Genomic DNA, 25,186 nt, shown 5'->3' with positions numbered 1-25,186 from the left:
TCGCTTTACCCGACCTACGGCCCCTCCGGTCACCCCTCCTGGAAGGTGTCGCACGAGGTCGGAGCTCCCGACTCAAGCCCGCGGCGGAACCACTCGACCCGCTGGGCCGAGCTGCCGTGGGTGAACGAGTCGGGCGTGACCCTGCCGGTCGCCCGCTCCTGCAGGCGGTCGTCGCCGACGGCACTGGCAGCGTTCAGCGCCTCGTCGATGTCGCCCGGCTCCAGGATCTGCCCCTGCTGGGCCAGGTGGAAGGCCCAGATGCCGGCGAAGCAGTCGGCCTGGAGCTCCAGGCGGACCGACAGCGCGTTGGCGTCGCCGCGCGACGACTGACGCTGGGCCGCCTGCACGTCGCCGGAGACGCCCAGCAGGTTCTGGACATGGTGCCCGACCTCGTGGGCGACCACATAGGCCTGGGCGAAGTCGCCCGGCGCTCCCATCCGGGTGCGCAGGTCCCGGTAGAAGCTCAGGTCGATATAGAGCTTGCGGTCGGCCGGGCAGTAGAACGGCCCCATGGCCGCCTGGGCGAAGCCGCAGGCCGACTGGACCGCCCCGCTGAACAGCACCAGCACCGGCTCCTCGTAGCGCCGGCCGGACTGGGCGAAGATGTCGCCCCAGACGTCTTCCGTCTCCGCCAGCACGACGCTGACGAAGTCGGCGAGATCCTGGTCGCCGCCCGACCTCGGTCCCGGAGCCGTCCCCATGCGCGGCTGCGGCGCCTCGACATAGCCTCCGCCGGGTCCTCCGCCGGAGCCACCGTTCAGCAGGAAACTGGGATCGAAGCCGAACACGAGCCCGAGCAGAAGGATCACCACCGTCCCCACGAGGCCGAAGCCGCCGCGCCGCATCCCCCGGCCGCCGAGCATCCCGCCCGGCAGGCCCGACCCGGACACCGGACCCGTGCCGCGCCGGTCCTCGATATTGTCACTCTGCCGGCGCCCACGCCACTGCATCCGATTTCCCCCCACATGATTGAATGACCGGTCAAGAACGTTGAAGAAGAACGACCCAAGGGGCAAAAAGGGTTCAACGCCCGAAGGGTGATAATTTTCGGCGACGCCGAGCCGGATTGACGGAGGAAGCGATGGTCTTGACGGGAGGGTGCCTGTGCGGCGCCGTGCGCTACCGTATCGACGGCGAACTCACGGCGGAGGGAGCGGGGTTCTGCCACTGCAGCCTCTGCCGCCGCGCGAGCGGCGCGCCCGCGGTCGCCTGGGGAACCTGGCGGACTCCGGATTTCCGCTTCACCGGCGGCGAGCCCGCCGAGTACCGATCCTCGCCCAAGGGGATCCGGCGGTTCTGTCCGACCTGCGGTTCCCAGCTCACCTTCCACTATACCGAAGGCCCCGAAAACATCGACGTGACCCTGGCGACCCTCGACGATCCGGGCGCGGTCAAGCCGCAGTACCATGTCTGGTGCGGCGGCGCCGTTCCGGCCCTGGACGTGAGCGCTGATTTGCCACGGTATGCCGAAGGCGGCAGCGATTTCACCCCGTATTGAAAGCTCCTATACCGACTGGTGCATGCAGTCCGGCGTCGGCAATTCGGGATCTGTTCAGTTGAGGCGACACTTCATCAGGAAGGCTCCGGATCGGCGCGAGATCGCCTTGATGCTGTCGGCGCTGGAGAAGCAGGCGAAAGAGGCCGCTTCGCTCGCCGACCGGGCCCACGGCGAAGCCAGCCGCGACTCGTACACCGCCTATTTCCGTTTCCGGGCCAAGGTGGACGAAGTCCAGGCGCTGATCGCCCTGATCGAGGAGCGGCTGGGCCGCATGGAGGATGACCAGGCGGAGGAGCTGCGGGAGCAGTTCAGGCGGCTCGACGCCGCCGTCCTCGTCATGCTGGTCCGGACCAGCACCCGCTTCTATGCCCTGATGGAGAAATCCAACGCCCTGCCGCTGGGCGCCCGCGAGCTGTTCCTGCCGGAACTGCGGACCCTGTCGGAAGTCCGCGACCGGGTGACCGCGCAGCCGGAGCACGCGGCGCTCCAGGCCGCCGGCCTGCTGGAAGCGTTGGAGCTTGCGCTCGGGATGGTCGAGGGTCTGGTCGCCCGGGCGCCCAGCCTGCCCGACTTCAGCCAGCCCGACTTCAGCCAGCCCGGGCGGCGGCGCTGAGCGGGACCGTCGCCTCGCCGATCGGGCCGACGACCGCCTCCAGGAACTTGAGCAGGCACTGGTCGTGCCACGGATCGGCACCCGCGCCGTGGAACCCGACATGGCCGCCGCCGCGCGGCAGCAGCGGAGTCAGCTTCGGGTTGGAGCTCCAGTCGAAGCCGAGATAGGCGTCGGCCGGGATCCAGGGGTCGTCCAGCGCGTGGATGACCAGCGTCGGCACCTTGATGCCGCCCATGAACCGGACGGCGGAATTCACCTGGTGGTATTCGTCGGCGCTGCGCCAGCCGTTCCGCGGCGCGGTGAAGCGGTCGTCGAACTCGTGGCAGTTGCGCACCTCGCGGACGGCCGCCTTGTAGTGCTCCGGGATCGGCATGCCCAGCACTTCCTCCTTCATGCGGGCGACGACCCGGCGATGATAGAAGAAGTTGCGACGGCTCATCATGCGCCGGCTGGTCTCGGCCAGGTCGATCGGCGCCGACACCGCCGCGGCGGCGACCACCCCGGCGGGCGTCCCCTCGCCCAGCAGCTTCAGCGTCACGTTGGCGCCCAGCGAGTAGCCGACCAGCACGATGCCCGACCGGGTCAGCGGCTCGGGGATCTGCGCCAGCACGCTCCGCAGGTCCTCCGTCCGGCCGGCGTGGTACTGCTCCTGGCAGAACGGGCGCGACGGTCCCGCCCCGCGCAGGTTGACGCGCAGCACCCTCATGCCCCGGCGCAGCAGGACGGCTGCCGTGGCGCGCATGTAGTGGCTCTCGACGCAGCCGGTCAGCCCATGGACCAGGACGGCCAGCGGCAGGTTTCCCGCCGGCTCCTCCGGCCGGTTCAACGTCGCATGGAGCACGTCGCCCGTGGCGTCCGGCATGCGGAAGCGCATCAGCTTCTGCGGGTGGTCCTCCGGCCGGTAGCGCTGCCGCATCAGCACGCTGCGCACGGTCTGGAGGTCGGCGCCCCACCAGGGAGCACGCGGCGAGAAGGACGGGAAGTCGAACGGAGTCGCGGCCACCGCGGACATCAGGTCCACGGGCTCGGTCCCGCCGCGGGTTTCCACCGCGGGTTCAGCGGTCGTCGGGTTCGGAGGAATACTGTTCATAGGAGCGGTGCAGTGCGGCATAGAAGGGGTTGGTGTCGATGAACTTCATCATGGCTTTCAGGTTGGCCTTGTCGCCCTGAATCCATTGGTCGGCCGCCTGCTGGTGCTCGGGATGGATCGACAGGAGGTAGAATGCCGCCTGATCGACCGACATCATCTCCTCTTCGCCCAATTTTTCCAGGATGGCGCCGATATGGAGCGGCAGCACGGCGATGAACGGAATGTCGCCGCGGCTGTCCGGGTCCTGCCGGTTCCGGTCGAAGGCCTTGCGCAGCCGCTCGATGATCTGGAAGAACACCGCGCGGCGCTGCTTCCATGTCGGCTCTTCGGCCAGAATTTCAACCAGGCTGTCGAAAAGGCGGGTCTGGTCGTCGTCGAAGCCCTCGCAGGCCGATTGCGCCGGCCTCGGTATCGGAAATGCTGTCATGGGTGCTCCCGTCCCTCAGACGAGGAAATCGCGGACAGCCGCGATCTGGTCGTCCGACATGAGCGGCGGAGCATGCCCGACGCCGGCGAATTCCACCAGCTTAGCGCGCGGGCCGCGCACCGTCATCTCGCGGGCCGTGTCCGCCGTCAGCAACGCGCTCTCGGCGCCGCGCAGGAGCAGCGTCGGGCAGGCGATGCGGTCATAGAGCGGCCAGAGATCGACATCCTTGGCCGGCCCCGCCGCCGCCATGGCGGCGCCGATGGCGGGATCGTAGCCGAGCCTCAGCCTGCCGTCGTCGCCGCGCCGCGCCTCCACCTCGGCGAGCCGGCGCCACTGCGCGTCGGTCACCGGCGCATAGCCGGTCAGCCGCGCCCGCAGTTCCCTCTCGACATCGGCGACATCGTCGAACGCCGGATGCTCCGACACATAGGCATTGATCGCCTGCAGCGCCGTCCCCGGGATGAAGGCCCCGACATCGTTGACCACCAGCCGCGCCACCGGCGTGTCGTGCTGGGCCGCCAGCATCATCCCGATGATGCCTCCCATCGAGGTCCCGACCCAGTCCACCCTCTCCACGTCCAGCCGGGCGACCAGCGCCGTCATGTCGGCGAGGTACTGGGGAAAGCCATAGGACGCCGCAACCGGCAGCCACCCGCTCCGCCCGCGTCCCGCGACGTCGGGGCAGACCACCCGGAAGCCCTGCGCCGCCAGCACCGGCGCCACCCAGTCGAAGTCGTGGGAGTTGCGGGTCAGCCCGTGGACGCAGACGACCGTCCGGTCGGAACGCTCCGGTCCCCACTCGGTGTAGTTGATCCGGTGAAAGCCGGCGACGTTCAGCCCGCGAAGGCTCTTTTCTCGATAAGCGTGCATACATAAAAACGTAGCACACCGGCGCCGCCGTTCCAACGCCGCCGCGATGCCTCACGCACGCGGGTGCGTGTCAGTGCCGAGGTTTGCCGGCGGACAGTTCGTCGAGCGAGGACGCCGTCATGGCCCGGCGGAACAGGCGGTCCATTTCCTCCGGCTCGGCCCTGCGGACGCGATCCTCCACCTCGGGCGGAACCGGTCCGAACCGCGACTCAAGAAACATCAGGATCGTGTCGGCCTTGCCCTTGGCGAAGCCCTTCTCCACGCCGATGGCGATCCCCTTCTCCTCGCCCTGGCGGAGCCATTCCTGTGCAGCGAGCGAAACCAATTCCCCCTCCCGGTCCGGATTGACCCGACGCGCCACCCTGGACAGCAGATCCGCCGTGATGGCCGGGTACATCAGGATCATATAGCGGATCAATTGCTCCTCAAAGGTCGTTCCGCTGCGCAGCGCGGACAGGATCTCCGCCAGCAGCGCCTCCGGATCGCCGGGGCGGAACACGTGCTTGAGCGCCAGCAGCCCGGCACGGACCTCATCGTCGGACGACAGCTCGGCGTCGGGGATCGGACCGAGGTCGCACAGGATGTACCCCATGTCTGCCGGCATCTGCTTCAGGTCCTCGTCGGCATCCAGGCAGGACGTTATCGACGTCGGCACGTTCCACGGTCCCCTGCCATGGTAGAACACCATCGGGATGATCGGCGGCAGCCGAAGCTTGCCCCGGCCGGCCGCCTCGGCGAAGCGGCGCCAGATTTCCGCCCGGTACCGCAGCACCTGGATCGGCGTGAAGGGGTCGGGAAAGCTCTTGTGCTCGATTAGGATGTAGAGCAGCGCGAACCCGCCGGCGCGCAGCGCGACGCTGAACAGCCTGTCGCTCTGGCTCGGGTTCAGCTCCGGATCGACGAAGGTGCCGTCCAGCAGCGTCGGCGACTCGTCGGCCAGCCGCGCAACGATGTCAGGTGGCAGAAAATCGCGGATCAGGACGCCGGCCCGCACCGGATCGTCGATCAGGGCGCGGAACAGCGAATCGTGGACGGCGGACATCGGGTGGCGCATACCATGGCAGGAGGCGGGCGGCGGATGGAACCCGTTTTCCGTCTGCCCGCCCATGCGGCATGATGCCGGCCCTGCCGCCGCCCTACTCGGCGGCGGCGCTCAGGAACGGGGCCGGCTCCATCTCGGCCGTCGGCAGGAAGGCGCCGTCGCCGACCTCCACGAAGCGGTCGGGGCAGAAGCCGTTGAAGTCGGTGCGCAGTTCCAGCGTATAGGCTCCGGCCTGCCCGATCTCGATGTAGTCGCCCTCCCGCACGTCGGCCGCCAGCCGGTACGGGCCTTCCATCACGTCGACCGCGTCGCAGGTCGGCCCGAACAGGCTGAACTCCCCCAGGTCATGCTCAAGCACCTCGACCCGGTCCCCGACGGGCCGCAGCACGCGCATGGGAAAGCGCAGCCCGGCATATTTCAGGTCGGACAGGCTGCCGTAGACGCCGTCGTTGATGTACAGGAAATTGTCGCGCCGTAGCTCGACGCGGACCACCAGCGACGCGCCGGCGGCGACCAGCGCCCGGCCGGGCTCGCACCACAGTTCGCACCCCACCGGAAGCTCCATCCCGGCCAGCCCGGCCCGGATCGCGGCGACATAGTCCTCCAGCGGCGGCGGGTGCAGGCCGACATAAGCGACGGGAAAGCCGCCGCCCACGTCGATCACGCTCAGCGGCACCCCGGCGAGGTCGAGCGTGTGCGCCGCGAGCCGCAGCGCCGCCGTGTAGGAACCGGGCGTCAGGCACTGCGAGCCGACATGGAACGACAGGCCGACCCGGCACCCCGCCCCGTGGGCCTGCCTGAGCAACGCCGCGGCCTGCGCCGGGGACGTCCCGAACTTGCCGCCGAGATCGTAGACCGCGGCGCCGCGCGCCGTCGCCAGCCGGACCACGATCACCATGTCGCTGGCCCCGCCCGTCTCGGCCAGCACCTTGGCGAGTTCGTCGGCATGGTCCACCACGAAATGCCGGACGCCGTGCCGACCATAGGCCGCGCGGATGCCGCCCCGCTGCTTGACCGGATGCATGAAATAGGAGGTGGTGTCGGCGAAGCGCTCGGCGACGACCGCGATCTCCGGCAGCGACGCGGTGTCGAAGTGGCGGATGCCGCCCTCGTACAGGGCGTCCAGGAACGCCGGCTCCGCGTTGCATTTGACCGCATAAAGGACCTTGCCGGGGAACGTCTCGACGAAGTGCCGGGCCGCTTCCCTCAGGACGTGCGGGCGGATGCAATAGACCGGCTGTTCCGGCCGAAGCGCCGCGACCATGGCGGCCGCATCCTCGTAAGCCGTATGCTCATGGGTGGCGTGCTCATGCGCGGCAAGGGGAGCGGTGAAGGGCAAAGACATGGGCGCTTGTTCCATCATTCAAGATGTACTGGGAAAATGCACTGTCGATGACGGAAAGAGCCGACCGTCACCTGCCTCGCCCGCCACGGGAGCGATATTGATCGCTTTATGATTTTTCCAGGGTAAAGACTCAGTTAACGATGTCACTTCCCTGCATTTATACTTCATTTTAAACAGGGGTTGCCGCTTCTCTTCGGTGCAGGCATGGCTTGACAGCCGGGATCGCCATGCTGCAATGCAGCCGTTTCCGTGAGGCCCGCCGGGTGCTACAAGGACGCCACCCCGCCGACCGGATGCCCGATCCGGCGAAGGCACGGCCAAGGCCAAGAAAATCAGGAGGATCGATCGTGGCACCGCAAACCCTCACCCTCACCCTGGACCCGCACGCGCTGGCGCGGGAGCTGTCGGGCAAGCTGCTGATCGACGGGGAACTGGTGCCCGCGCGTTCCGGCAAGACATTCGCCGTGGTCAATCCCGCCACCGGCGAAACCATCGCGGACGCGGCGGAGGGCGAGGCGACCGACGTGGACATCGCGGTCCAATCGGCCCACGCCGCGCAGAAGCCCTGGTCGAAGCTGACCGCCCGCGAGCGCGGCCGCCTTGTCACCGAATGCGGCCGCCGCCTGACCGAGCATGCCGAGGAGCTGGCCCGCCTGGTGGCGCTGGAGACCGGCAAGGCGCTGCGCACCGAGAGCCGGGTCGAATCCGGCGTGCTGGCCGACGCCTTCATCTTCTACGGCGGCCTGGGCTCGGAGCTTAAGGGCGAATCCGTTCCCTTCAATCCGAAGATGCTGACCGTCACCCAGCGCGACCCGATCGGCGTGATCGGCGCCATCATCCCGTGGAACGTCCCGATGATGCTGATGGCGCTGAAGATCGCGCCGGCGCTGGTCGCGGGCAACACGGTGGTGGTCAAGTCGGCGGAGGAGGCGCCGCTCGCCGTGCTGCGCACCTGCCAGATCATGAACACGATCCTGCCCAAGGGCGTCTTCAACATCCTGTCCGGCCAGGGGCCGGAATGCGGCGGACCGCTGGTCGCCCACCCCAAGGTCGGCAAGGTCACCTTCACCGGCTCTGTCGAGACCGGCAAGATCATCTACCGGGCGGCGGCCGAGAAGCTGATCCCGGTCACGCTGGAGCTGGGCGGCAAGAGCCCCATGATCGTGATGGGCGACGCCGACCTGGACAAGGCGATCGACGGCGCCGTCGCCGGCATGCGCTTCACCCGCCAGGGGCAGAGCTGCACGGCGGCCAGCCGCATCTTCGTCCATGACAGCGTCCATGACGAGTTCGTCAGCCGCCTGAAGGCCCGCGTCGACGCCATGAAGATGGGCGACCCGCTGGACGAGGCCACCGACATCGGCACCATCGTCTCGCCCCAGCAGTTCGAGAAGGTGAACTCCTACATCGAGCTCGGCACCGGCACGTCCGGAGCCACCGCGCACGCCTGCTCGGCCATGCCGGACGACCCCAGGCTCGCCAAGGGCCTGTTCGTCCGCCCGGTGATCTTCACCGGCCTCGGCAACGACAGCCGGCTGGCGCGGGAGGAGATCTTCGGCCCGGTCACCTGCATCATCCGCTTCACCGACTACGACAGCGCGATCGAGCAGGCCAACGACAGCGAGTACGGGCTTGCCGCCACCATCTGGACCCGCGACCTGCGCACCGCGCTGGACGCCACCCAGCGGCTGGAAGCCGGCTTCGTCCAGGTCAACCAGAACCTCGTGGTCCAGCCCGGCCTCAGCTACGGCGGCGTGAAGCATTCCGGACTCGGCAAGGAGGCTTCCCTGGAGGCCATGCTGGAACATTTCACCCACAAGAAGACGATCATCCTGAACATGGGCTGAGACGGGGAAGGCGGCGATGCGGCGGTTACGGCGGACGGTCCTGGCAATCCTGGCGATCGTCGTCGCCGTCCCGCTGCTCGGCGTTCCGGCGGCCTGGCTGTGGCTCCGCTCCGGCCTGCCCGACCTGGAAGGCACCGTGGCGCTGCCCGGCCTCGTGTCGACGGTGGAGATCGCGCGCGACGCCAACGCGGTCCCCCACATCTTCGCGCAGACCCAGGAGGACGCCTATTTCGCCCTGGGCTACGTCCATGCCCAGGACCGGCTGTGGCAGATGGACCTGAACCGCCGGATCGGCGCCGGCCGGCTGTCCGAACTGATCGGGGCCGGCGGCCTGCGCTATGACAAGCTGATGCGGACCCTGGGATTCTACCGCGACGCCGAGGCCAGCGTCCGTGCCCTGGCGCCGGAGGTGCGGCTGGCGCTGGAATCCTACGCCGCCGGGGTCAACGCCTGGCTCGACGACCGGAGCGGCCCCCTCCCGATCGAGTTCCAGGTCCTCCGCTACGCGCCGGAACCCTGGCGCCCGGCCGACAGCATCGTCTGGGGCAAGCTGATGGCGCTCCAGCTCAGCGGCAACTACACCGAGGAACTGCTGCGCGCCCGGATGATGCAGCGCCTGCCGCCCGAGCGCATCCGCGACCTGTATCCCGACTATCCCCCCTCGGCCCCGGTCACCCTGACCGCCGGCCTGCCCGACCTGGACTTCGGCCGGCTGGCCGCCGCCCTGCCGCCGCCGCTCGGCCCGGCGACCGCGTCGAACGAATGGGTGGTCGCGGGCGGGCGGACCGGCACCGGCCTGCCCGTCCTGGCCAACGACCCTCACCTCCAGCTCGGCGCCCCGATCCTCTGGTACCTGGCCCGGATCGAGGCGCCCGGCTTCTCGGTCACCGGCGCCACGGTGCCCGGCGTGCCGTTCCACCTGCTCGGCCGCAACGACCGCATCTCCTGGGGCTTCACCACCACCGGCGGCGACGTCCAGGATCTCTTCGTCGAACGGCTCGACCCCGCCGATCCTTCGCGGTACCTGACGCCCGACGGCCCCGAACCCTTCATCCGGCGCGAGGAGACCATCCGGGTCAAGGACGCGCCGGACGAGATGCTGACCGTCCGCACCACCCGGCACGGCCCCGTGCTGTCCGACATCGACCCGGAAGCCCTCGGCGCCGCTCCCGAGGGCCATGTCGTCGCCCTGGCCTTCACCGGCCTCAGCGACCGCGACACGACGCCGGAAGCGCTCTACCGCCTCGCCCGCGCGCCCGACTGGGAGGGCTTCAAGGCGGCGCTCCGGCACTTCCAGGCGCCGCTCCAGAACATCGTCTACGCCGACATCCAGGGCAATATCGGCTTCTACACCCCCGGACTGGTGCCGATCCGCCGCAAGGGCGACGGCAGCCTGCCGGTGCCCGGCTGGACCGACGAGTATGGCTGGACCGGCGCCGTCCCGTTCGATCGGATGCCGCAGTCGTTCAACCCGCCGGCCGGGCGGATCGTCAACGCCAACAACCGCATCGTCGGCCCGGATTATCCGCATTTCCTGACCAACCGCTGGGAAGACTGGTACCGCGCCGCCCGGATCGAGCAGGTCCTCGCCTCGGGCCAACGCCACGACGTGGACGCGGCGGAAGCCCTGCTGATGGACAACGTCTCCGTCGCGGCGCTGGAGCTCCTGCCGGAGATGCTGCGGATCGAACCTTCCTCGCCCCAGGCCCGGACCGCGCTCGATCTGCTGCGCGCCTGGGACGGCACCCTGACCCGCGACCGGCCCGAGCCGCTGATCTTCGAATGGTGGCTGCGCGACCTGCACCGGGCGCTCTACGCCGACGAGCTGGGCGAGCTGTTCGGCGACGTCCGGTCCTCCTCGCCCCGGCTGGTCATCCACATGCTCCGCGCCGCGCCGCGCTGGTGCGACGACGTCGGCACCCCTGACAGGACGGAGACCTGCCCCGACATCCTGGCCGCCGCCCTCGACCGGACCCTGGCGGAACTGGCCGAACGCCACGGCGACGACCCCGCCGCGTGGCGCTGGGGCCTGGAGCACCGGGCGCCGCTCGGCCACCAGGTGCTCGGCCGGGTCCCGGTGCTGGGGGACCTGTTCGACATCGGGATCGAGACCGACGGCGGCAACCAGACCGTCAATCGCGGCGGCAGCGCGATCCGCAACGACGAAACGCCGTTCGCCCACATCCACGGCGCCGGCTATCGGGCGGTCTACGACATGTCCGACCCGCAGAACTCCCGCTTCATGATCGCCACCGGGCAGTCGGGCAATCCGCTGTCGCCCCATTACGGCGACCTGGTGGAACGCTGGCGCGACGGGGAGCATTTCACCATCGGCGGTTCGCTGGACGCGATCGCGGCCGACGGCCTCGGCCGCCTGACCCTCGTCCCCCCGCCCTGAATCCTCTCACCCCGAACCCGCCCGAAGCCGGAGCCGCCGCCCATGCCCATCGCCCTCGACGACATCCGACGCGCGGCGGCGATCCTGGCCGGCGAGCTTCCGGTCACGCCGACCGTCGCGGCCCGGCGCCTGTCGGAGCAGACCGGCACCCGCCTGTTCCTGAAGCTGGAAAGCCTGCACCACACCGGCTCCTTCAAGGAGCGCGGCGCCCTGGCCAAGCTGCGCAGCCTGGACGAGGCCGCGGCGCGCCAGGGCGTCATCGCCATGTCGGCCGGCAACCATGCCCAGGGCGTTGCCTATCACGCGACCCGGCTGGGCATCCCCGCCACCATCGTGATGCCGGCGCAGACGCCCTTCACCAAGGTCGAGCGGACGGAGGCCTACGGCGCCCGCGTCCTGCTACACGGCGAGACCCTCAGCGATGCCGAGGCCTTCGCCCACGGCATCGCCGCCCGCGACGGCCTGACCTTCGTGCATCCCTACGACGACCCGCTGATCATCGCCGGCCAGGGCACCGTTGCGCTGGAGATGCTGGACGCCGTTCCCGATCTCGACATCCTCGTCGTGCCGATCGGCGGCGGCGGCCTGATCGCCGGCATCGCCACGGCCGCCAAGGCGCTGAAGCCCGGCATCGAGGTGATCGGCGTCGAGGCCGAACTGTATCCCTCCATGAAGCAGACCCTGGCGGGGGAACCCGTCACCTGCTCCGGCGCCACCATCGCGGAGGGCATCGCCGTCAAGGCGCCCGGCCAGCTCACCCGCGCCATCGTCCGCGACCTGGTCGACGACATCGTCCTGGTCGGCGAGGAATGCCTGGAACGGGCGATCTACACCCTGATCACCGAACAGAAGCTGGTGGTCGAGGGAGCCGGCGCCGCCGGCGTCGCGGCCCTGCTCGACGATCCCGCCCGGTTCAGGGGCCGGACTGTCGGCACCGTGATCTGCGGCGGCAACATCGACGCCCGCGTGCTCGCCTCGATCCTGATGCGCGGGCTGGTGCGCCAGCGCCGGGTCGTGAGGCTGCGCATCGGCCTCAGCGACGCGCCCGGCGCGCTCGCCAAGGTGGCCCAGTTCCTGGGCGACGCCGGGGGCAACATCGTGGAGGTCTACCACCAGCGCCTGTTCCACAACGTGCCGGTCAAGATGGCCGACATCGACGTGGTGCTGGAAACCCGAGACCCCGCCCATGTCGACGCCATCATCGCGAAACTGCGCGAGGCGGGTTATCCCGCGGAGCTGATGGACGACGTGTCGTGATCGGCCATGCCCTGGGTGGCCGCAGGCCATGGATCCTCCAGGTCCGTACGGGATGGTACAGACGGCCCCGGGCCGACCGGGCATCGTCGCGCCTCGCCGATTCGCGGCGCGACGAACCCAGGGGACCAGGATCCGGCAGTGTCTATCCGTATTTCCAAGCAGTTTCTGGCCTGCACGATCGCCAGGGCGGTGCAGCAGGCCCATGCGGCCTGCGCAAGGGCCAAGGTCGCCGCGGACACGGCGCGCCGGGCATGCGGACCGCGTGTCGAGGAATGCCGCGCCCGGCTTGAGGCGAGCCGGAAATCCCTGGAGGAAAGCGAGCGCCGGCTGCTGCGCTCGGAGAGTATTCTGCCCCCGCCCGCCAAGGAGCCGGTAAAGTCGCCCGAACCGGAATGGGAGATGGCGGACTGAGCCGGGCGGCACCTTAAAAAGACCGATATCGCCGCCGGCCATTCTGATTTTGCCCCGATCCGCCGTGTTGCCTGTTGGGAAAGCGAGGGTTTTCCTTATTCCGTTCCGGAGGCAGCACCGTGGAAAGCCGCAACTACATCCTGAAGCTTCTCACGCCGGACGAGGAGGCGCTGGTCCGGCCTCATCTCGAAGCCGTCCCCCTTCCGCACAAGCTGACCGTCGTCCATCCCGACGAAGTGATCACCCACGTCTTCTTCATCGAGCGGGGATGCGCGTCGCTGATCAACATCCTGCCGGACGGCAGCGCGGTCGAGGTGGGAACGATCGGCAACGAGGGGATGGTCGGCACGCCCGTCCTGATGGAATCCGACAGGATGCCCATGCAATGCGACATCCAGATCCCGGGCGACGGCTGGCGGATGCCGGCGCAGGCGCTGAGGACGGCGCTCCGCCGCAGCGACACGCTCCGCGCCAAGCTCCTGCGTTTCGCCCAGGGGCACTTCAACCAGGTGGGCCAGACCGCGGCCTGCAACCGTCTCCACACCATCGACGAGCGGTGCGCCCGCTGGCTGCTGATGACCCGCGACCGGGTCGGCGACGATTTCCCGCTGACGCAGGAATACCTCGCCATCATGCTCGGCGTGCGGCGGGCCGGCGTGACCGTCACCGCGAACCTTCTGCAGAAGGCGGGCTTCATCCGCTATACGCGCGGGCACATCACGATACTCGACCCGGCCGGGCTGGAGGACGTCGCCTGCGACTGCTACCGGATCATCCGCGACGATTTCCAGCGTCTCGGGCCGGAAAACTAGGGACCGCGATCGGCTCCGGGTCCTCCTCGCCGACGGCGGAGAGGGAGCCGCCCTCCTCCACCTCGATCTCGTCCTTCGCCTCCTGCCAGTGCCGGTCCCGCCGGCCCTCCGGGCGACCCTCGCGCATCCAGATCTCGTGGGCGCGCTGCCGCACCCGCTCCTCGCGGTCATCGGTGTCCATGGCGTTCATTCCTCCTGCCGAGCGCTTCCCATTGAAACACGCGCGGCGGAAGGAATGATCCGCTTGGCGGACGGTCATGCCGCCATGGGCAGCTCCAGCCGGGGGCAGATCTCGGACCGGGTGCGGTGGAAGGCGCTGTTGAAGACCGCCTCGTCCTCCAGGACATATTCCCACCAGCCGCGCTGGCGGTCCATCTCCACCTCCAGGATGGTGATCGGCGTCGCCTTGGCGGGGGGAGCCACCGGGTGACCGGTCCGGAGCAATTGGTTGATCAGCTCGATCTGGCCTTTCTCGCCAAGATAGCTGCCCAGGAAGTTCACTTCCGTCTGCATGTCGCGCAGTTCGATCAGGCTCGACGGCGCGTCGCCCAGCCAGCACGACGCCAGCGGGCGGCCGACCACGATGGTGTCGATCCCGTTGCCCTTGTTGGGGATCTCGCTGAGGATAAGGCCCCTGAAATAGGCGCCGTCGAGCAGGTCGCCCTCCTCGTGGAAGCCGTACTCGTAGAGGCGCAGGGCGTTGCGCACCGCCTCCTCGGTGATCGCCTGATACTTGATCCAGGGCCGGCTGTCGCTCCCGGCGCCGTAAGCGTGGCCGGTCAGCTCGGCCGCCGTCCGGTTCATGAAGACATATTCCTCGCCCTTGACGAAATCATAGGCGTTGAACATCACGCCGATGCCGTGCCCGTCCGGTCCCGTGTCGGCGTTGAACAGGCCGGCGATGTCGGAGAACACGTCCGGGTCGAACAGGGTGTCCTGGGACACCAGCGTCCGCGCCGGCATCATCCGGTACATCTCGCGCCAGACCGAGAAATCGCGCGGGTTGGCGAGGAACTGCTTCATCGACCGGGTCAGGTTGCCCATCATGTCGGCCGAGAACTCCGGCACCGAGGGGCGGATCTGCTGGATCGGCCAGGTCATCAGCTTGTAGTTCAGGTTGACGTCGGTCATGTCCTTGAACGGCTGGGCCGAATTGAAATGCCGTTGCAGCATGCTATAGGGGTTCACCTCCGACCCGGGGGTCAGTCCGCGCAGGTAGGCGTAGGTGAAACGGATCTGGCCGGAGGTGCACGAGATCAGCCTGGGTTTCTTGCCGCAGCGGTAAAGCGCCTCGATCACGCCGGCGCCGTGGGCGTTGTTGCCGGCGAGCCCGCCGAGCGCGACCGCGAAATTCCCCAGGACCTGCTTGGGCGAAGCCTCGCGGGGGCCGACGGCGTCATAGACTTTGGGAAGCTTCTTACGGTGTGGCATCGCGACCTCGTGCATATCAATGCGTGCAAGTATCTGTTTTGTAATGCCAAATTAGACGAGCTTCGCTAAAGCGGAGTAACCTTGGGGAGGTAAAGCCTGGTCATGCTCCGCGTCATAATGTCATGCTCGCCCCGGTTGTCCGGAACCGGAGCGGGCTGATGGGGGATCGTTCGCCGCTGCGGCTGGCCTATGTCCTGCTGCTGTTCGCGCCGCTGCTGATGTCGAGCAACATGCTCGCGGCCCGCTGGGTGGAGGGGAGCGTTCCGCCGGTGGCGCTCGCCTTCGGGCGGTGGCTGCTGACGGCGCTGCTGCTGCTTCCCTTCACGGCGGGCGGGCTGTGGCGCCACCGGTCGGCGGTGGCGGCGGAATGGCCGACGCTGCTGCTGCTGGGGGCGCTGGGCATGGGGGTCTGCGGGCCGCCGGTCTATCTGGCCGGGGTAACCACCACGGCGACCAATATCGGCCTGATCTATTCGACCACGCCGATCCTGATCGTGGTGTTCGGCCGGATCTTCTGGGGCGAGCGGGTATCGGTCCGGCAGGCGGCCGGCATCGCGCTGTGCCTCGCCGGGGTGCTGGCGATCGTCACGCGCGGCGATCCGGGAACGCTGGCGAGCCTGTCCTTCACCGCAGGCGACCTCTGGACCGTGCTGGCGACCCTGGGATGGGCGCTCTATTCGGTGCTGCTCAAGCACCGGCCGTCGCGCCTGGACCTGACGGTCAGGTTCACCGCGATCACGCTGGGCGGGGTGCTGGTGCTGGTGCCGTTCCTGGGGATCGAGGCGGCGCTGGGCGAGCGGGCGCTGTTCGACGCGCGGACCGTCGGCATCTGGGTCTTCCTGGCGCTGGTGCCGGGCATCGGCGCCTATCTGCTCTACGGCAAGCTGGTGGCGATGGTCGGGCCGAGCCGGACCGGGCTGCTGATGTACCTGGTCCCGGTCTATATCGCGGGGCTGGCCTGGCTGCTGCTGGGAGAGCAGCCCCGGCCGTACCATCTCGCCGGGATCGCGCTGATCCTGCCGGGAATCTACCTGGGGACCGCCGCGCCCGCCCCTTCCCCCGCCCCCCAAGGCGCCGGCAGGTGAAACGGTCGCGGCGGCGGCCGGTTGACCGGGGGGAGCACCACTGCGAACCCACGGAGATTCGATGCCGGACATTCCCCGCGACAAGGCCCCGGACAGCACGTTGTCCCTGCTGAAGGAAGGCTATCTGTTCATCCCCAACCGGTGCCGGCGCCACGGGTCGGACATCTTCGCGACCCGCCTGATGCTCCGCCCGGCCGTCTGCATGAGCGGTCCGGAGGCGGCGCGGGAGTTCTATCGTCCGGGCCGTTTCACCCGGAAGCGGGCCATCCCCAGGCCGACGCTGATGCTGCTCCAGGACAAGGGCAGCGTCCAGACGCTGGACGGCACGGCCCACCACGACCGCAAGCGCATGTTCATGTCGCTGATGACGCCCGACGCGGTCAAGCGGATGGGCGACTCGCTGGAGGCGGCGTGGCGCGCCCGGCTGCCCGCCTGGGAAGCCATGGACCGGGTCGTGCTCCATGACGAGGTCCAGGGCGTGCTGTGCCGGGCGGTCTGCGATTGGGCCGGCGTGCCGCTGGACGGTTCCGAACTCCCGGAGCGGACGCGCGAATTCGGCGCCATGGTAGACGGCGCCGGCGCCGTGGGTCCGCGCAACTGGCGGGGCCTGATGCTGCGCCGCCGGACGGAGGCATGGGCGCGGGACCTGGTCGAGCGGGTCCGGAGCGGCGACCTGCCGGTGACCCAGGGAACCGTGCTGGACGTCGTCGCCCGGTTCCGGGGCGGGGACGGCGGCCGGCTCCCACCGGACGTGGCGGCGGTGGAGTTGCTCAACATCCTGCGGCCGACGGTCGCCGTCCACCGCTTCGTCACCTTCGCGGCCCTGGCGCTTCACCAGTATCCCGAAACGCGCGGCCAGGCCGCCGTCGACGACCGTTACCTGGAGATGTTCGTCCAGGAGGTGCGCCGCTTCTATCCCTTCTTCCCCCTGGTCGGCGGCCGGGTGATGGAGCCTTTCGAGTGGCGCGGGCACCGTTTCGGGCCGGGCGACTGGGTGCTGCTCGACCTGTACGGCACCAACCACGACGCCCGGACCTGGAAGGACCCCGGCCGGTTCGATCCCGAGCGGTTCGTCGGCTGGGACGGCGGCCCATTCAACTTCATCCCCCAGGGCGGCGGCAGCTTCGAGCTCGACCACCGCTGCGCGGGGGAGTGGATCACGATCGAGCTGATCAAGCGGGCGGTGCGGATGCTCACCGCGGCGATGCGCTACGACGTGCCGCGCCAGGACCTGGAGGTGCCGCTGTCGCGCATGCCCACCATGCCTAACAGCGGCTTCGTGATCACCGGCATCAAGGCGGCGGCCTGAAGCCCCTCCTTCCCCGCCTGCCGCGCCCTACCGCCGGGGCGGCGGCGGCTTGGCGTCGCGCAGCAGGACGATGCTGATGCGGCGGTTGCGCGGCGACTGGGGGTCGTCCTGGAACAGGTGCTCGCGGTCGGCGCGGCCGACGACGGTCTCGATCCGGCTCTCGTCGATGCCGCCGGCGATCAGGGCGCGCCGGCTGGCGTTGGCCCGGTCGGTGGACAGTTCCCAGTTGCCGTAGACGTCGCCGCGGGCAAACCGGGTCCCGTCGGTGTGGCCGCTGATCGACAGCCTGTTCGGCAGGCGCCCGACCGCCTGGGCCACCAGCCCCAGGAGCTGGCGCGTCGGCGTGTACATCTGGGCGCTGCCGAGCGGGAACATGGAATAGTTCGCCTGATCGACGATCTGGATGCGCAGCCCTTCGGGTGTCTGCTCGATCATCAGGCTGTCGGCCAGCTGGGACAGCTCCGGCACGCCCTCGATCGCCTTGCGCAGGGTCTTCTCCGCCTCCTCGAACTGCTTCTGCTCGCGCCGCGCCATCTCCTCGCGCAGCGCGCGTTCCTCGATCTGCCGGGCGCTCATCCCGGCGCGGTCGTACAGTTCCTCGGAGTTCTGGTCGGGCTCCCGGTCGGACTCCCCGGCCCGGCTGGGGGTCGGCTGGGCGACGTTGAGGGGTGATCCGGGCGAGATCATGGCGCCGGGAACCGTGATGGTCAGGCCGCCCAGCACGCCGCCGCTGCCGCTGGTCGAGCGCGACACGCTGGCAGGGCTGAAATAGTCGGCGATGCCCTGGCGCTGTTCCGACGTGGTGACGTTGAGCAGCCAGAGCAGCAGGAAGAAGGCCATCATCGCCGTCACGAAGTCGGCGTAGGCGACCTTCCAGGCGCCGCCGTGGTGGGCGTCGTGGCGGGACTTCTTCTTCCGCTTGATGATGACGACCGGCTGCTGTCCGCCGGACGACTGGGAAGGGGGAGGCGCCATGGCGTCCGTCCGCTCAGGCCGGCGGCAGCGCCGACGTCGCCTCTTCGACCTCGTAGAAGGTCGGGCGGATGTCGGACAGCAGGACCTTGCGGGCGTATTCCACCGAGACGGCGGGGGCGTAGCCGTGAAGGTGGGCCAGCAGTCCCGCCTTCATGCACTGGAAATACTTCGCCTCGGCCTCGTACACCGCCTTCAGCGAGCTGGCGATCGGGGCGAGGAACCCATAGGAGATCCAGACGCCCAGGAACGTCCCGACCAGCGCGCCGCCGATCAGCTTGCCCAGCACCTCCGGCGGCTCGGTGATCGAGCCCATGGTCTTGATCACGCCCAGCACCGCCGCGACGATGCCCAGCGCCGGCATGCCGTCGGCCATGGTCTGGATCGCGCCGGAGATCTGGGCGTGCTCCTGGTGGTGGGTCTCCAGTTCCTCGTCCATCAGGTTTTCCAGCTCGTGCGGATTGTCCGACCCCAGCGACATCAGGCGCAGGTAGTCGCACAGGAAGACGACGGCGTGGTGGTCGCCGTGGAACTTGGGGAACTGCTGGAACAGCGAGCTTTCCTCGGGCTTCTCGATATGCTGCTCCAGCGCCAAGAGGCCGCGGGTCTTGGCGATCTTGAAGACCTGGTATTGCAGGCTGAGCAGCTCCAGGTAGCTTTCCTTGTTGTAGCGCGACCCCTTCAGCAGCGTGACCATCGCCTTGCCGCAGCGGCCGAGCACCGTCTTCGGGTTGGAGATGATGAAGGCGCCGATGGCCGCCCCCACGATGATGACGACCTCGAACGGCTGCCACAGAACGGCGAGATGCCCACCCATGGCCGCGTAGCCGCCCAGCACGCAGGCCAGAACGGTGATGGAGCCGATGATGAACAGCATGTCCTGAAGCAGCCACCGCGTTGAGACCAGGGAACCCGGCCGACAGGGTCGTTCAGTTTCGTTAAGAAGCCCTTAGTGGCCGTGCGGGAGTAGGAAATGCCGGGATACATGGGGCTTGCGCGCCGTCCCCGCCTGCTATACCGAAGCACGCGGCACGCCGGCACGCGGCATGTCCATGAGCCCACGGCAATGAGTCCAGCGCGATGAGTTTCGACCGGCGGGCGTTCCGCAACGCCCTTGGATGCTTCGCCACCGGCATCACCGTGGTCACCACGGTGAGCGACGCCGGGGAGACGTTCGGGCTGACCGCCAACTCCTTCAGCTCGGTGTCCCTGGACCCGCCCCTGGTGCTGTTCTGCCTGGGCCGCTCGTCCAACGCCCTGGACGTCTTCACCACCTCCGGCCGGTTCGCCGTCAACGTGCTGTCCGAGACCCAGCGCGACCTTTCCGTCCGCTTCTCCACCGCGATCGGCGACCGCTGGGACGGCGTCGAGTGGGAGGCGTGGGAGACCGGCTCCCCCATCCTGAAAGGCTGCCTCGCCTCCCTCGACTGCACCACCGAATCCGTCCACGACGGCGGCGACCACGTCATCCTGGTCGGCAGGGTGAAACGCCTGTCATCCCTGCCGGACGGCAAGCCCCTGCTCTACTACAAGGGCGACTACGCCCGCCTGGAGGAGTGAGCATCACTCCTGGAACCAAGGCGTGGGAGCCACGGCACGTGGACAAGGCCGGTTGCTTGCATGCATCACTTACCGGTCACACACTTCAGAGTACCGTTATCGAAGCCAACCCGGAGGTTTGGGATGCGATCTCCCATATCTGTTCGCCTGGATGATGACACCCGGAAAGTGCTTGAGGCCGCTGCCAGGGAGCGTGGCATCGGCCTGTCCACCTATCTCCGCGAGATAGCCGAGAGAGAGGCCAGGAAGATCCGCAAGGAACGGATGCGGGCGGAGAGCCGGACGGTGGCGGAGTACGCAGCCGCTTCACCCGAGGCTCGGGCTTTCTATGCTGACTGGGGCACACCGGCAGCCGAGGGCGGAAAGCAGTGAGCGTGACGGCTGGCAATATCGGGATGGTGGGCTGGAGCCGTGCCCGATCAGATCGATCCAGCCGTGGGGAAAAATGGGGTCAGAGTCAATTTCCTCCCTGCAACCTCACTCCCGGAGTTTCCCATGGACACACATGATCCCGCTCCCACTCCGGTTCCCTTCGCCCACTCCCTGCCCAACCCGGACGAACGCCACTGGGAACCGCTGGCGACGCACCTGAACGAAGCCGGCAACCTGGCCGCCGGCTTCGCGGCGCCGATCGGCTTCAGGCAGGTGGCGCGGGCCATGGGCGTCCTGCACGACGCCGGCACGTGGCAAAGGGGTCAGCGTGGCAAAGGGGTCAGAGTGTTTTACCGGAACTCCTGATACCTGATCGACGGTATCGATCGTTTCCCGCCGGGCAGTTCCTGCGCTCCTCGTCCAACCTCCCCGCGGGGCATGGGCATGCGGATCCTTCGACGGAAGGCCACTCCGCCGATGCCCCCGACGCGCGCCCACAAGACGCCGCCCACCTCCCGCCTCCCCGCCCACCCCACCGATGCGTCGCTCAGTCCGGGTCGGCGCCATAGACGAAGGCGTTGATCGTCCGGTCGAAATGAACGGTCGTCTGCGCATTCGACAGCAGATCGACCGACAGGTACCGGCCTAACTGGATCGGCGGCACGAGCGGCGCGGCTCCGGGGGACTGCGACGGGCCGGCTTGCGCCGCCGCCGATGCGCTGGCAGGCGCGACGGCCACCGGAGCTGATCCCGGCGCCGGCTTCAGGAGAGAGGCCGGCAATGCCATGCCGGTGTTGATGCCCTGCCCGATCAGCACATAGACCACGGCCGACGGCGACGGCAAAAGTCGGTTCTCGTAAAGTTGCAGGTCGAAGGACTCGAAAGCGGCATTGCTCGCGGTGTCATCGACCGATGAATTGCTGATCGGAAGGGCCAGCCCGGTGCTCACCTCGGCGTTGCCACTGCGGATCGGGACGTATTCTATGCCTACCGTCCCGGGAATGCCGGGGCCGGCGTTGACGATTGATACACCGTTGAACAGATAGGCTTGGCCGTAACTGACCGGGCTTGTCAGTTGCATGGTGACGGTGCTGAACGGGACCGTCGCGCCAACCGACATGAACAGGGTCGGCAAGGTGCCGATCCCCACCTGGGATTGATCGCCCAACGGCGAGAACGATTGCACGACCAGCAGCGTATCGTTCTGCGACGGGTCGGAAGCGGTGATCAGTACCGTCTGGCCGGTGTCGATAAGGAACTGCCGCGAGTCCGCATCGACCTCGATGATCAGGTTCAAGGTTGTCTGATCGGCGGCGGAAGCCGGGGCCATGGCGTCTATCGCCCGTCTGCTGCAACCAAAGGCGCAGGTCAGGCACAGCACGAGGACGGTCGTCCGGAAAAGCCGGTGAGTCATGATGAACGTACCGCTATGCAGCGGACCGCGGCCGCACCTCGGAGCGGCCGCGGTCCCTGGGCTCATTGCAGGATCAGGAGTTGACGACCTGCGAGATGGAGGCCCCCGAATTGACCGGCTTCACCGGCGCGGTGTTCGGCGCGTTGGTGATCGCATAGGTGTTCGGCGTCACGTCGAGAAAATACTGGGGCGAGTCGAGGAAAGAGAAAGAGGCGCCGGGCGCCCCGATCACCGCCTGCACGCTGCCCGAGGAGACGGCGGTGATGGCGTTGACCAGCATCACGGTCTGGTTGGGGGTCATGAAGATGGTGTTCTGCGGCGGCACGGTGAACGCGCAGAAAGGGGTGAACGCGGCGTTGCCGCCGTTGAGGGCGGCCGGGGCGGCGAGACCGAAGGTCAGTTCGCGGGAGTTGCCGTTGAACAGGCCGACGGAATCGGGCGGAATGACCGTGCCGGCCGGCAGCCCGTAGGACCACGAACCGTTCTGCCCGAAGGTGAATCCCTGGCCGAGGCCGGTGGTGGGCGACTGGGAATTCATGGTGATCACCGTACCCTGGGCGATCGTGGACTGGGTGGAGACATAGACCTGATAGGACGGCGTGTAGGTGATGGTCTCTTTGCCGAAAACGTCCGAATACGGAACGGTGAACCAGGTCGGAACGCCGACCGTGATCTGCCCGGTGCCGCTGGCGCCGAGATAGGCCACGAGGGAGTAGTTCAATTTCTGCAGCTGAGCCAAGACCGTCAATTCGGGGTCCTGGGTGAAGTCGAACTGCATCGTGAAGCTGGTAGCCATAATCATCCTCATGTATGCTTGTTATCCGCCACTTGGTCGGACACAAATTTATTACATCAAATCTTCTGAACTCAGAATAGTAAACCGGTTTTATTTCAGTAATTTTGATTTCATTTCATTATTATTGCATGTTACTACAGTTTTGTATCACGAATATTCCATTGCAGATACCTACCTCAATCCAATGGAATTCAAATGTGAAATACTGGCATTTTACATCGAACAGATAACATCATGCTCTTCGAATTCAAAAGATCAGAAGCTCGCGTGTTGGAATTTATACAAGGACTGCAAGACTATTATCCAGACTGGATACAAGGCCGGCTCCGGCCCTCGCGCCAGACGGCGGGAAGGTGGTCGAGCGGCAGATGGCCGGTCGGGCGGGTGCCCTACTGCGTCCGGCCGGGCGGGTGCGCGTTGGCGGCGAGCATCGCCCTGAAGATCGCGCGGACCTGCTCCGCGCCGAGGCCGGACACCGCCATGCCGGCCGCCACCATGGCATCGGTCGGCTCCGCCTCGGTCACGGTGATGCGGTGGTCCCTGAGAACCTCGACGATGCCGAGGGCGGTATCCAGCAGGCGGGAGCGGGCTTTCGCCGCCCCGTTCGGGTCGTCGTCCTGACGCATGTCGAGTCCTTGCCTTCGCCGATGCGATGTACGGAACGGGCCGGGACCGGGCAGGCGCCGGCATTCCTTGCCGCGCGGCCCGGTTCAGGGTCCCGGTACGGGAAAACGGTCGCGGCGAAAGCCGCCGCCGTTCAGCCGGATATGGTCAGGCGCGGCGGTTCAGCCGGCGCGCGGGGACGGATCGGGAACGGGGACGGGAGCCCGCATAAGTCAATCTTGATGAGAAGTTTAGGCGCAGTCTCCGTTTCAACCGCCAGCGGCGCCACCCACGCCGCGCAGGATTACCTCCGATCGGTAGCCAAGCGCTTCTCTCGCGGTTTTCGAGAACTCCTCCTTACCCTGACCACCCCTCTCAGGAACGGCGAAGCGTCCCGCGACGCTGGAGGGTGCGCGTCCCGCGCACCACGGGCGGCGGGACGCCGCCCCTCCGCCATCAGGCGCTCCACCCGACCGGCGGTTGAGCAAGCCGCCCCGGCGTAAAGGATTGATCTCCTCGGGACGATAAGATAAAATACCTATATCAAACGCCATCCATCCGCCCGGAGCGCGCCGCATGTCCGATATCGCCGCAGACCTTGAGCTGGACCAGGACCTGGATCTGGCCCCGGACCTGCCCCTGCCCCACCGCCAGGAAGCCTTCGCCCGCCACGTCGCCTCCGGCCGGAGCCTGGCGGCGGCTGCCCGGCTTTCCGGCTATGCCTGGGACGGTGCCCGCCAAGCCGGGTCGCGGCTGATGCGGGATGCCCGCGTCGCGGCGCGCGTGGCGGAGCTGATCGACGCCGAGGAGTCCCGCCGGCGCGAGGAAACGGACGAACTTGTCGGCATGCTCAAGCGGGTGATGCTGGACGCCCTGGAGAAGCAGAACCATTTCGCCGTGCTGCGGGCCGTCGATCGGATCGCCCGGTTCCGCGACCTCATGCCCGGTTCCCGCAAGCCCCTCGCCGCCTTCGACGACGACGACGTTCCCGCGGCGCCGCCGGAGCCGGAACCCGAGCTGCCGCCCGAGCCGGCCCCGCCGCCCGAGGAGATGAATTACGACCACGAGGACAGCCAGTCGGCCGTCGCCGTGGCGCGCCGGATGCTACGCTGCATGTCCTACCTGGAGGACCACCACCCGGAGATCGCCTGCCGGCTCTCCCGGGCCAGCCAGGCCCTGCCGTACTTCGACCGCAAAGGCCGGCTGCTCCCGCGCCGCCAGTGGCCGCCGCTTCCCGCCGCGACGGGATGACCGAGGATGACCTTTACGGTCATCCTCGGGGAGGGTCGTCATCGCCCCCGCCGGCTGCCGGCGCCGCCCTGTGGCCGGGGCGGCGCGGTTCACCGCGCAACTCCCGTTGCGATCACACGGACGACTTCAGGGACGAGATCTGGTCGTTCGGCAGGCCGGCCTGGGCGACGTTCGGATAGACGCCGGGACCATAGGTCCGTCCGACCCGGGTTTGATAGTTGATGTCCTGGTAGAAGGTCCAGGTTCCCGAAACCACGACGAAGCTGGAGATCTGGTCGTTCAGGCCGGTGGGACGCAGATCCGGGCATGCATCGGTGATCGACAGGGATTTGCCCTGCATGTTGAAGTCTTGATAGACCGTGATCTGGTTGACGCATCTCAGGGACGAGATCTGATCGTTCGGCAGGCCGGCCTGGGCGACGTTCGGGTAGGATCCGGGACCGTAGATCCTTCCGACCTGGGACTGATAGTTGATGTCCTGGTAGAAGATCCAGGCACCGGAAACCACGACGAAGCTGGAGATCTGGTCGTTCAGGCCGGTGGGACGCAGATCCGGGCATGCATCGTTGATCACCAGGGATTGGCCCTGCATATTGAAATCCCGATAGACCTTTATCTGTCCGCTGGAAGAGCCGGTCATGTCACATCCTCTTGTGTGTTGTCATATAATATTGGCTCATCAGAGCCTTATACTATCTATCACCTACATATTTAAGAGAAAGTTTTGGCATTATGAACTAAATGATTCGGTCTGATTTCAAATTTTACATCAGCAATACTTTA

26 protein-coding genes are annotated in these 25,186 nt (G+C 67.7%); 12 read left to right on the top strand and 14 right to left on the bottom strand.

The features are described 5' to 3' along the window. Positions 1-29: 29 nt before the first annotated feature. Positions 30-950: a KPN_02809 family neutral zinc metallopeptidase gene (gene ypfJ / locus JL100_RS08540; RefSeq protein WP_202682473.1), complete on the bottom strand. Its 921-nt coding sequence runs from the start codon at positions 948-950 to the stop codon at positions 30-32. A 131-nt stretch (positions 951-1,081) separates the two neighbouring features. On the opposite strand from ypfJ, the gene JL100_RS08535 reads away from it, so the two are divergent. Together JL100_RS08535 and JL100_RS08530 are read left to right on the top strand one after the other, a co-directional pair. Further along, positions 1,082-1,498, top strand: coding sequence for a GFA family protein (locus JL100_RS08535; protein ID WP_202682474.1), 417 nt, complete (start codon positions 1,082-1,084; stop codon positions 1,496-1,498). Positions 1,499-1,556: 58 nt separating this feature from the next. Continuing rightward, positions 1,557-2,111: a hypothetical protein gene (locus tag JL100_RS08530; RefSeq protein WP_202682475.1), complete on the top strand. Its 555-nt coding sequence runs from the start codon at positions 1,557-1,559 to the stop codon at positions 2,109-2,111. On the opposite strand, the gene JL100_RS08525 is transcribed toward JL100_RS08530, so the two are convergent. The 5 genes from JL100_RS08525 to JL100_RS08505 all read right to left on the bottom strand — a co-directional run bounded on the left by JL100_RS08525 (position 2,086) and on the right by JL100_RS08505 (position 6,885). Next, the gene (locus JL100_RS08525) at positions 2,086-3,123 is read right to left on the bottom strand and encodes a YheT family hydrolase (protein ID WP_228421326.1); all 1,038 of its coding nucleotides are present in this window, start codon (positions 3,121-3,123) and stop codon (positions 2,086-2,088) included. The two genes, JL100_RS08530 and JL100_RS08525, sit on opposite strands and share 26 nt — an antisense overlap. Before the next feature lie 43 nt (positions 3,124-3,166). Further along, on the bottom strand, positions 3,167-3,628 hold the full coding sequence (locus JL100_RS08520; RefSeq protein ID WP_202682476.1) for a hypothetical protein: 462 nt from the start codon (positions 3,626-3,628) through the stop codon (positions 3,167-3,169). A gap of 15 nt (positions 3,629-3,643) precedes the next feature. Continuing rightward, complete coding sequence (locus JL100_RS08515) at positions 3,644-4,498, bottom strand: alpha/beta fold hydrolase (RefSeq protein ID WP_202682477.1); 855 nt, start codon at positions 4,496-4,498, stop codon at positions 3,644-3,646. Between the two features lie 70 nt (positions 4,499-4,568). Continuing rightward, a complete protein-coding gene (locus JL100_RS08510; RefSeq protein WP_202682478.1) occupies positions 4,569-5,540 on the bottom strand; it encodes an Rpn family recombination-promoting nuclease/putative transposase in 972 nt (323 codons plus the stop codon). Positions 5,541-5,634: 94 nt separating this feature from the next. Next, positions 5,635-6,885, bottom strand: a complete 1,251-nt coding sequence (locus JL100_RS08505; protein WP_202682479.1) for a type III PLP-dependent enzyme domain-containing protein — start codon at positions 6,883-6,885, stop codon at positions 5,635-5,637. A 347-nt stretch (positions 6,886-7,232) separates the two neighbouring features. Between JL100_RS08505 and JL100_RS08500 the strand changes: the two genes are divergently transcribed. The 5 genes from JL100_RS08500 to JL100_RS08480 all read left to right on the top strand — a co-directional run bounded on the left by JL100_RS08500 (position 7,233) and on the right by JL100_RS08480 (position 13,610). Beyond that, positions 7,233-8,732: an aldehyde dehydrogenase family protein gene (locus JL100_RS08500; protein ID WP_228421145.1), complete on the top strand. Its 1,500-nt coding sequence runs from the start codon at positions 7,233-7,235 to the stop codon at positions 8,730-8,732. Between the two features lie 16 nt (positions 8,733-8,748). Further along, positions 8,749-11,130: a penicillin acylase family protein gene (locus JL100_RS08495; protein ID WP_202682480.1), complete on the top strand. Its 2,382-nt coding sequence runs from the start codon at positions 8,749-8,751 to the stop codon at positions 11,128-11,130. Between the two features lie 42 nt (positions 11,131-11,172). After that, positions 11,173-12,387 carry a threonine ammonia-lyase gene (locus JL100_RS08490; RefSeq protein WP_202682481.1) on the top strand — a complete coding sequence of 405 codons (1,215 nt, stop codon included), beginning with the start codon at positions 11,173-11,175 and terminating at the stop codon, positions 12,385-12,387. A 138-nt stretch (positions 12,388-12,525) separates the two neighbouring features. After that, positions 12,526-12,798: a hypothetical protein gene (locus JL100_RS08485; protein WP_202682482.1), complete on the top strand. Its 273-nt coding sequence runs from the start codon at positions 12,526-12,528 to the stop codon at positions 12,796-12,798. A 119-nt stretch (positions 12,799-12,917) separates the two neighbouring features. Continuing rightward, the gene (locus tag JL100_RS08480) at positions 12,918-13,610 is read left to right on the top strand and encodes a Crp/Fnr family transcriptional regulator (protein ID WP_202682483.1); all 693 of its coding nucleotides are present in this window, start codon (positions 12,918-12,920) and stop codon (positions 13,608-13,610) included. On the opposite strand, the gene JL100_RS08475 is transcribed toward JL100_RS08480, so the two are convergent. After that, entirely contained in the window at positions 13,570-13,791 is a 222-nt protein-coding gene (locus tag JL100_RS08475; RefSeq protein ID WP_202682484.1) for a DUF2934 domain-containing protein, read from the bottom strand. The genes JL100_RS08480 and JL100_RS08475 overlap by 41 nt on opposite strands. Before the next feature lie 74 nt (positions 13,792-13,865). Continuing rightward, positions 13,866-15,041 carry a hypothetical protein gene (locus JL100_RS08470; RefSeq protein ID WP_202682485.1) on the bottom strand — a complete coding sequence of 392 codons (1,176 nt, stop codon included), beginning with the start codon at positions 15,039-15,041 and terminating at the stop codon, positions 13,866-13,868. A 158-nt stretch (positions 15,042-15,199) separates the two neighbouring features. Between JL100_RS08470 and JL100_RS08465 the strand changes: the two genes are divergently transcribed. Next, complete coding sequence (locus JL100_RS08465) at positions 15,200-16,126, top strand: DMT family transporter (RefSeq protein WP_202682486.1); 927 nt, start codon at positions 15,200-15,202, stop codon at positions 16,124-16,126. Between the two features lie 61 nt (positions 16,127-16,187). Further along, a complete protein-coding gene (locus tag JL100_RS08460) occupies positions 16,188-17,435 on the top strand; it encodes a cytochrome P450 (protein ID WP_202682487.1) in 1,248 nt (415 codons plus the stop codon). Between the two features lie 27 nt (positions 17,436-17,462). Here the strand turns inward: JL100_RS08460 and motB are convergent, their stop codons facing one another. Next, on the bottom strand, positions 17,463-18,410 hold the full coding sequence (motB, locus tag JL100_RS08455; protein ID WP_202682488.1) for a flagellar motor protein MotB: 948 nt from the start codon (positions 18,408-18,410) through the stop codon (positions 17,463-17,465). Positions 18,411-18,423: 13 nt separating this feature from the next. Then, positions 18,424-19,284, bottom strand: coding sequence for a flagellar motor stator protein MotA (gene motA / locus JL100_RS08450; protein ID WP_202682489.1), 861 nt, complete (start codon positions 19,282-19,284; stop codon positions 18,424-18,426). Positions 19,285-19,487: 203 nt separating this feature from the next. Here motA and JL100_RS08445 point away from each other — a divergent pair, with 203 nt between their 5' ends. Beyond that, positions 19,488-19,967 (top strand): flavin reductase family protein, encoded by a 480-nt coding sequence (locus tag JL100_RS08445; RefSeq protein ID WP_202682490.1) that lies wholly within the window; start codon positions 19,488-19,490, stop codon positions 19,965-19,967. Between the two features lie 495 nt (positions 19,968-20,462). Next, positions 20,463-20,705 carry an HD domain-containing protein gene (locus tag JL100_RS08440; RefSeq protein WP_202682491.1) on the top strand — a complete coding sequence of 81 codons (243 nt, stop codon included), beginning with the start codon at positions 20,463-20,465 and terminating at the stop codon, positions 20,703-20,705. A gap of 181 nt (positions 20,706-20,886) precedes the next feature. Here JL100_RS08440 and JL100_RS08435 read toward each other — a convergent pair whose 3' ends face one another. The 3 genes from JL100_RS08435 to JL100_RS08425 form a co-directional block, all read right to left on the bottom strand. After that, positions 20,887-21,753, bottom strand: a complete 867-nt coding sequence (locus JL100_RS08435) for a hypothetical protein (RefSeq protein ID WP_202682492.1) — start codon at positions 21,751-21,753, stop codon at positions 20,887-20,889. Positions 21,754-21,826: 73 nt separating this feature from the next. Beyond that, on the bottom strand, positions 21,827-22,561 hold the full coding sequence (locus tag JL100_RS08430; RefSeq protein ID WP_228421144.1) for a hypothetical protein: 735 nt from the start codon (positions 22,559-22,561) through the stop codon (positions 21,827-21,829). A 377-nt stretch (positions 22,562-22,938) separates the two neighbouring features. Next, positions 22,939-23,175: a hypothetical protein gene (locus tag JL100_RS08425; protein ID WP_202682494.1), complete on the bottom strand. Its 237-nt coding sequence runs from the start codon at positions 23,173-23,175 to the stop codon at positions 22,939-22,941. A gap of 553 nt (positions 23,176-23,728) precedes the next feature. Between JL100_RS08425 and JL100_RS08420 the strand changes: the two genes are divergently transcribed. Further along, a complete protein-coding gene (locus JL100_RS08420; protein ID WP_202682495.1) occupies positions 23,729-24,403 on the top strand; it encodes a terminase small subunit in 675 nt (224 codons plus the stop codon). A 112-nt stretch (positions 24,404-24,515) separates the two neighbouring features. Here the strand turns inward: JL100_RS08420 and JL100_RS08415 are convergent, their stop codons facing one another. Next, positions 24,516-25,043 (bottom strand): beta/gamma crystallin family protein, encoded by a 528-nt coding sequence (locus tag JL100_RS08415; protein ID WP_202682496.1) that lies wholly within the window; start codon positions 25,041-25,043, stop codon positions 24,516-24,518. Positions 25,044-25,186: the final 143 nt, after the last annotated feature.

Origin of the sequence: Skermanella mucosa (assembly GCF_016765655.2) — a bacterium.
Lineage (GTDB): Bacteria > Pseudomonadota > Alphaproteobacteria > Azospirillales > Azospirillaceae > Skermanella > Skermanella mucosa.
The sequence above is the reverse complement of the archived record's forward strand: the minus strand, read 5'-3'. Positions and strand labels throughout refer to the sequence as shown.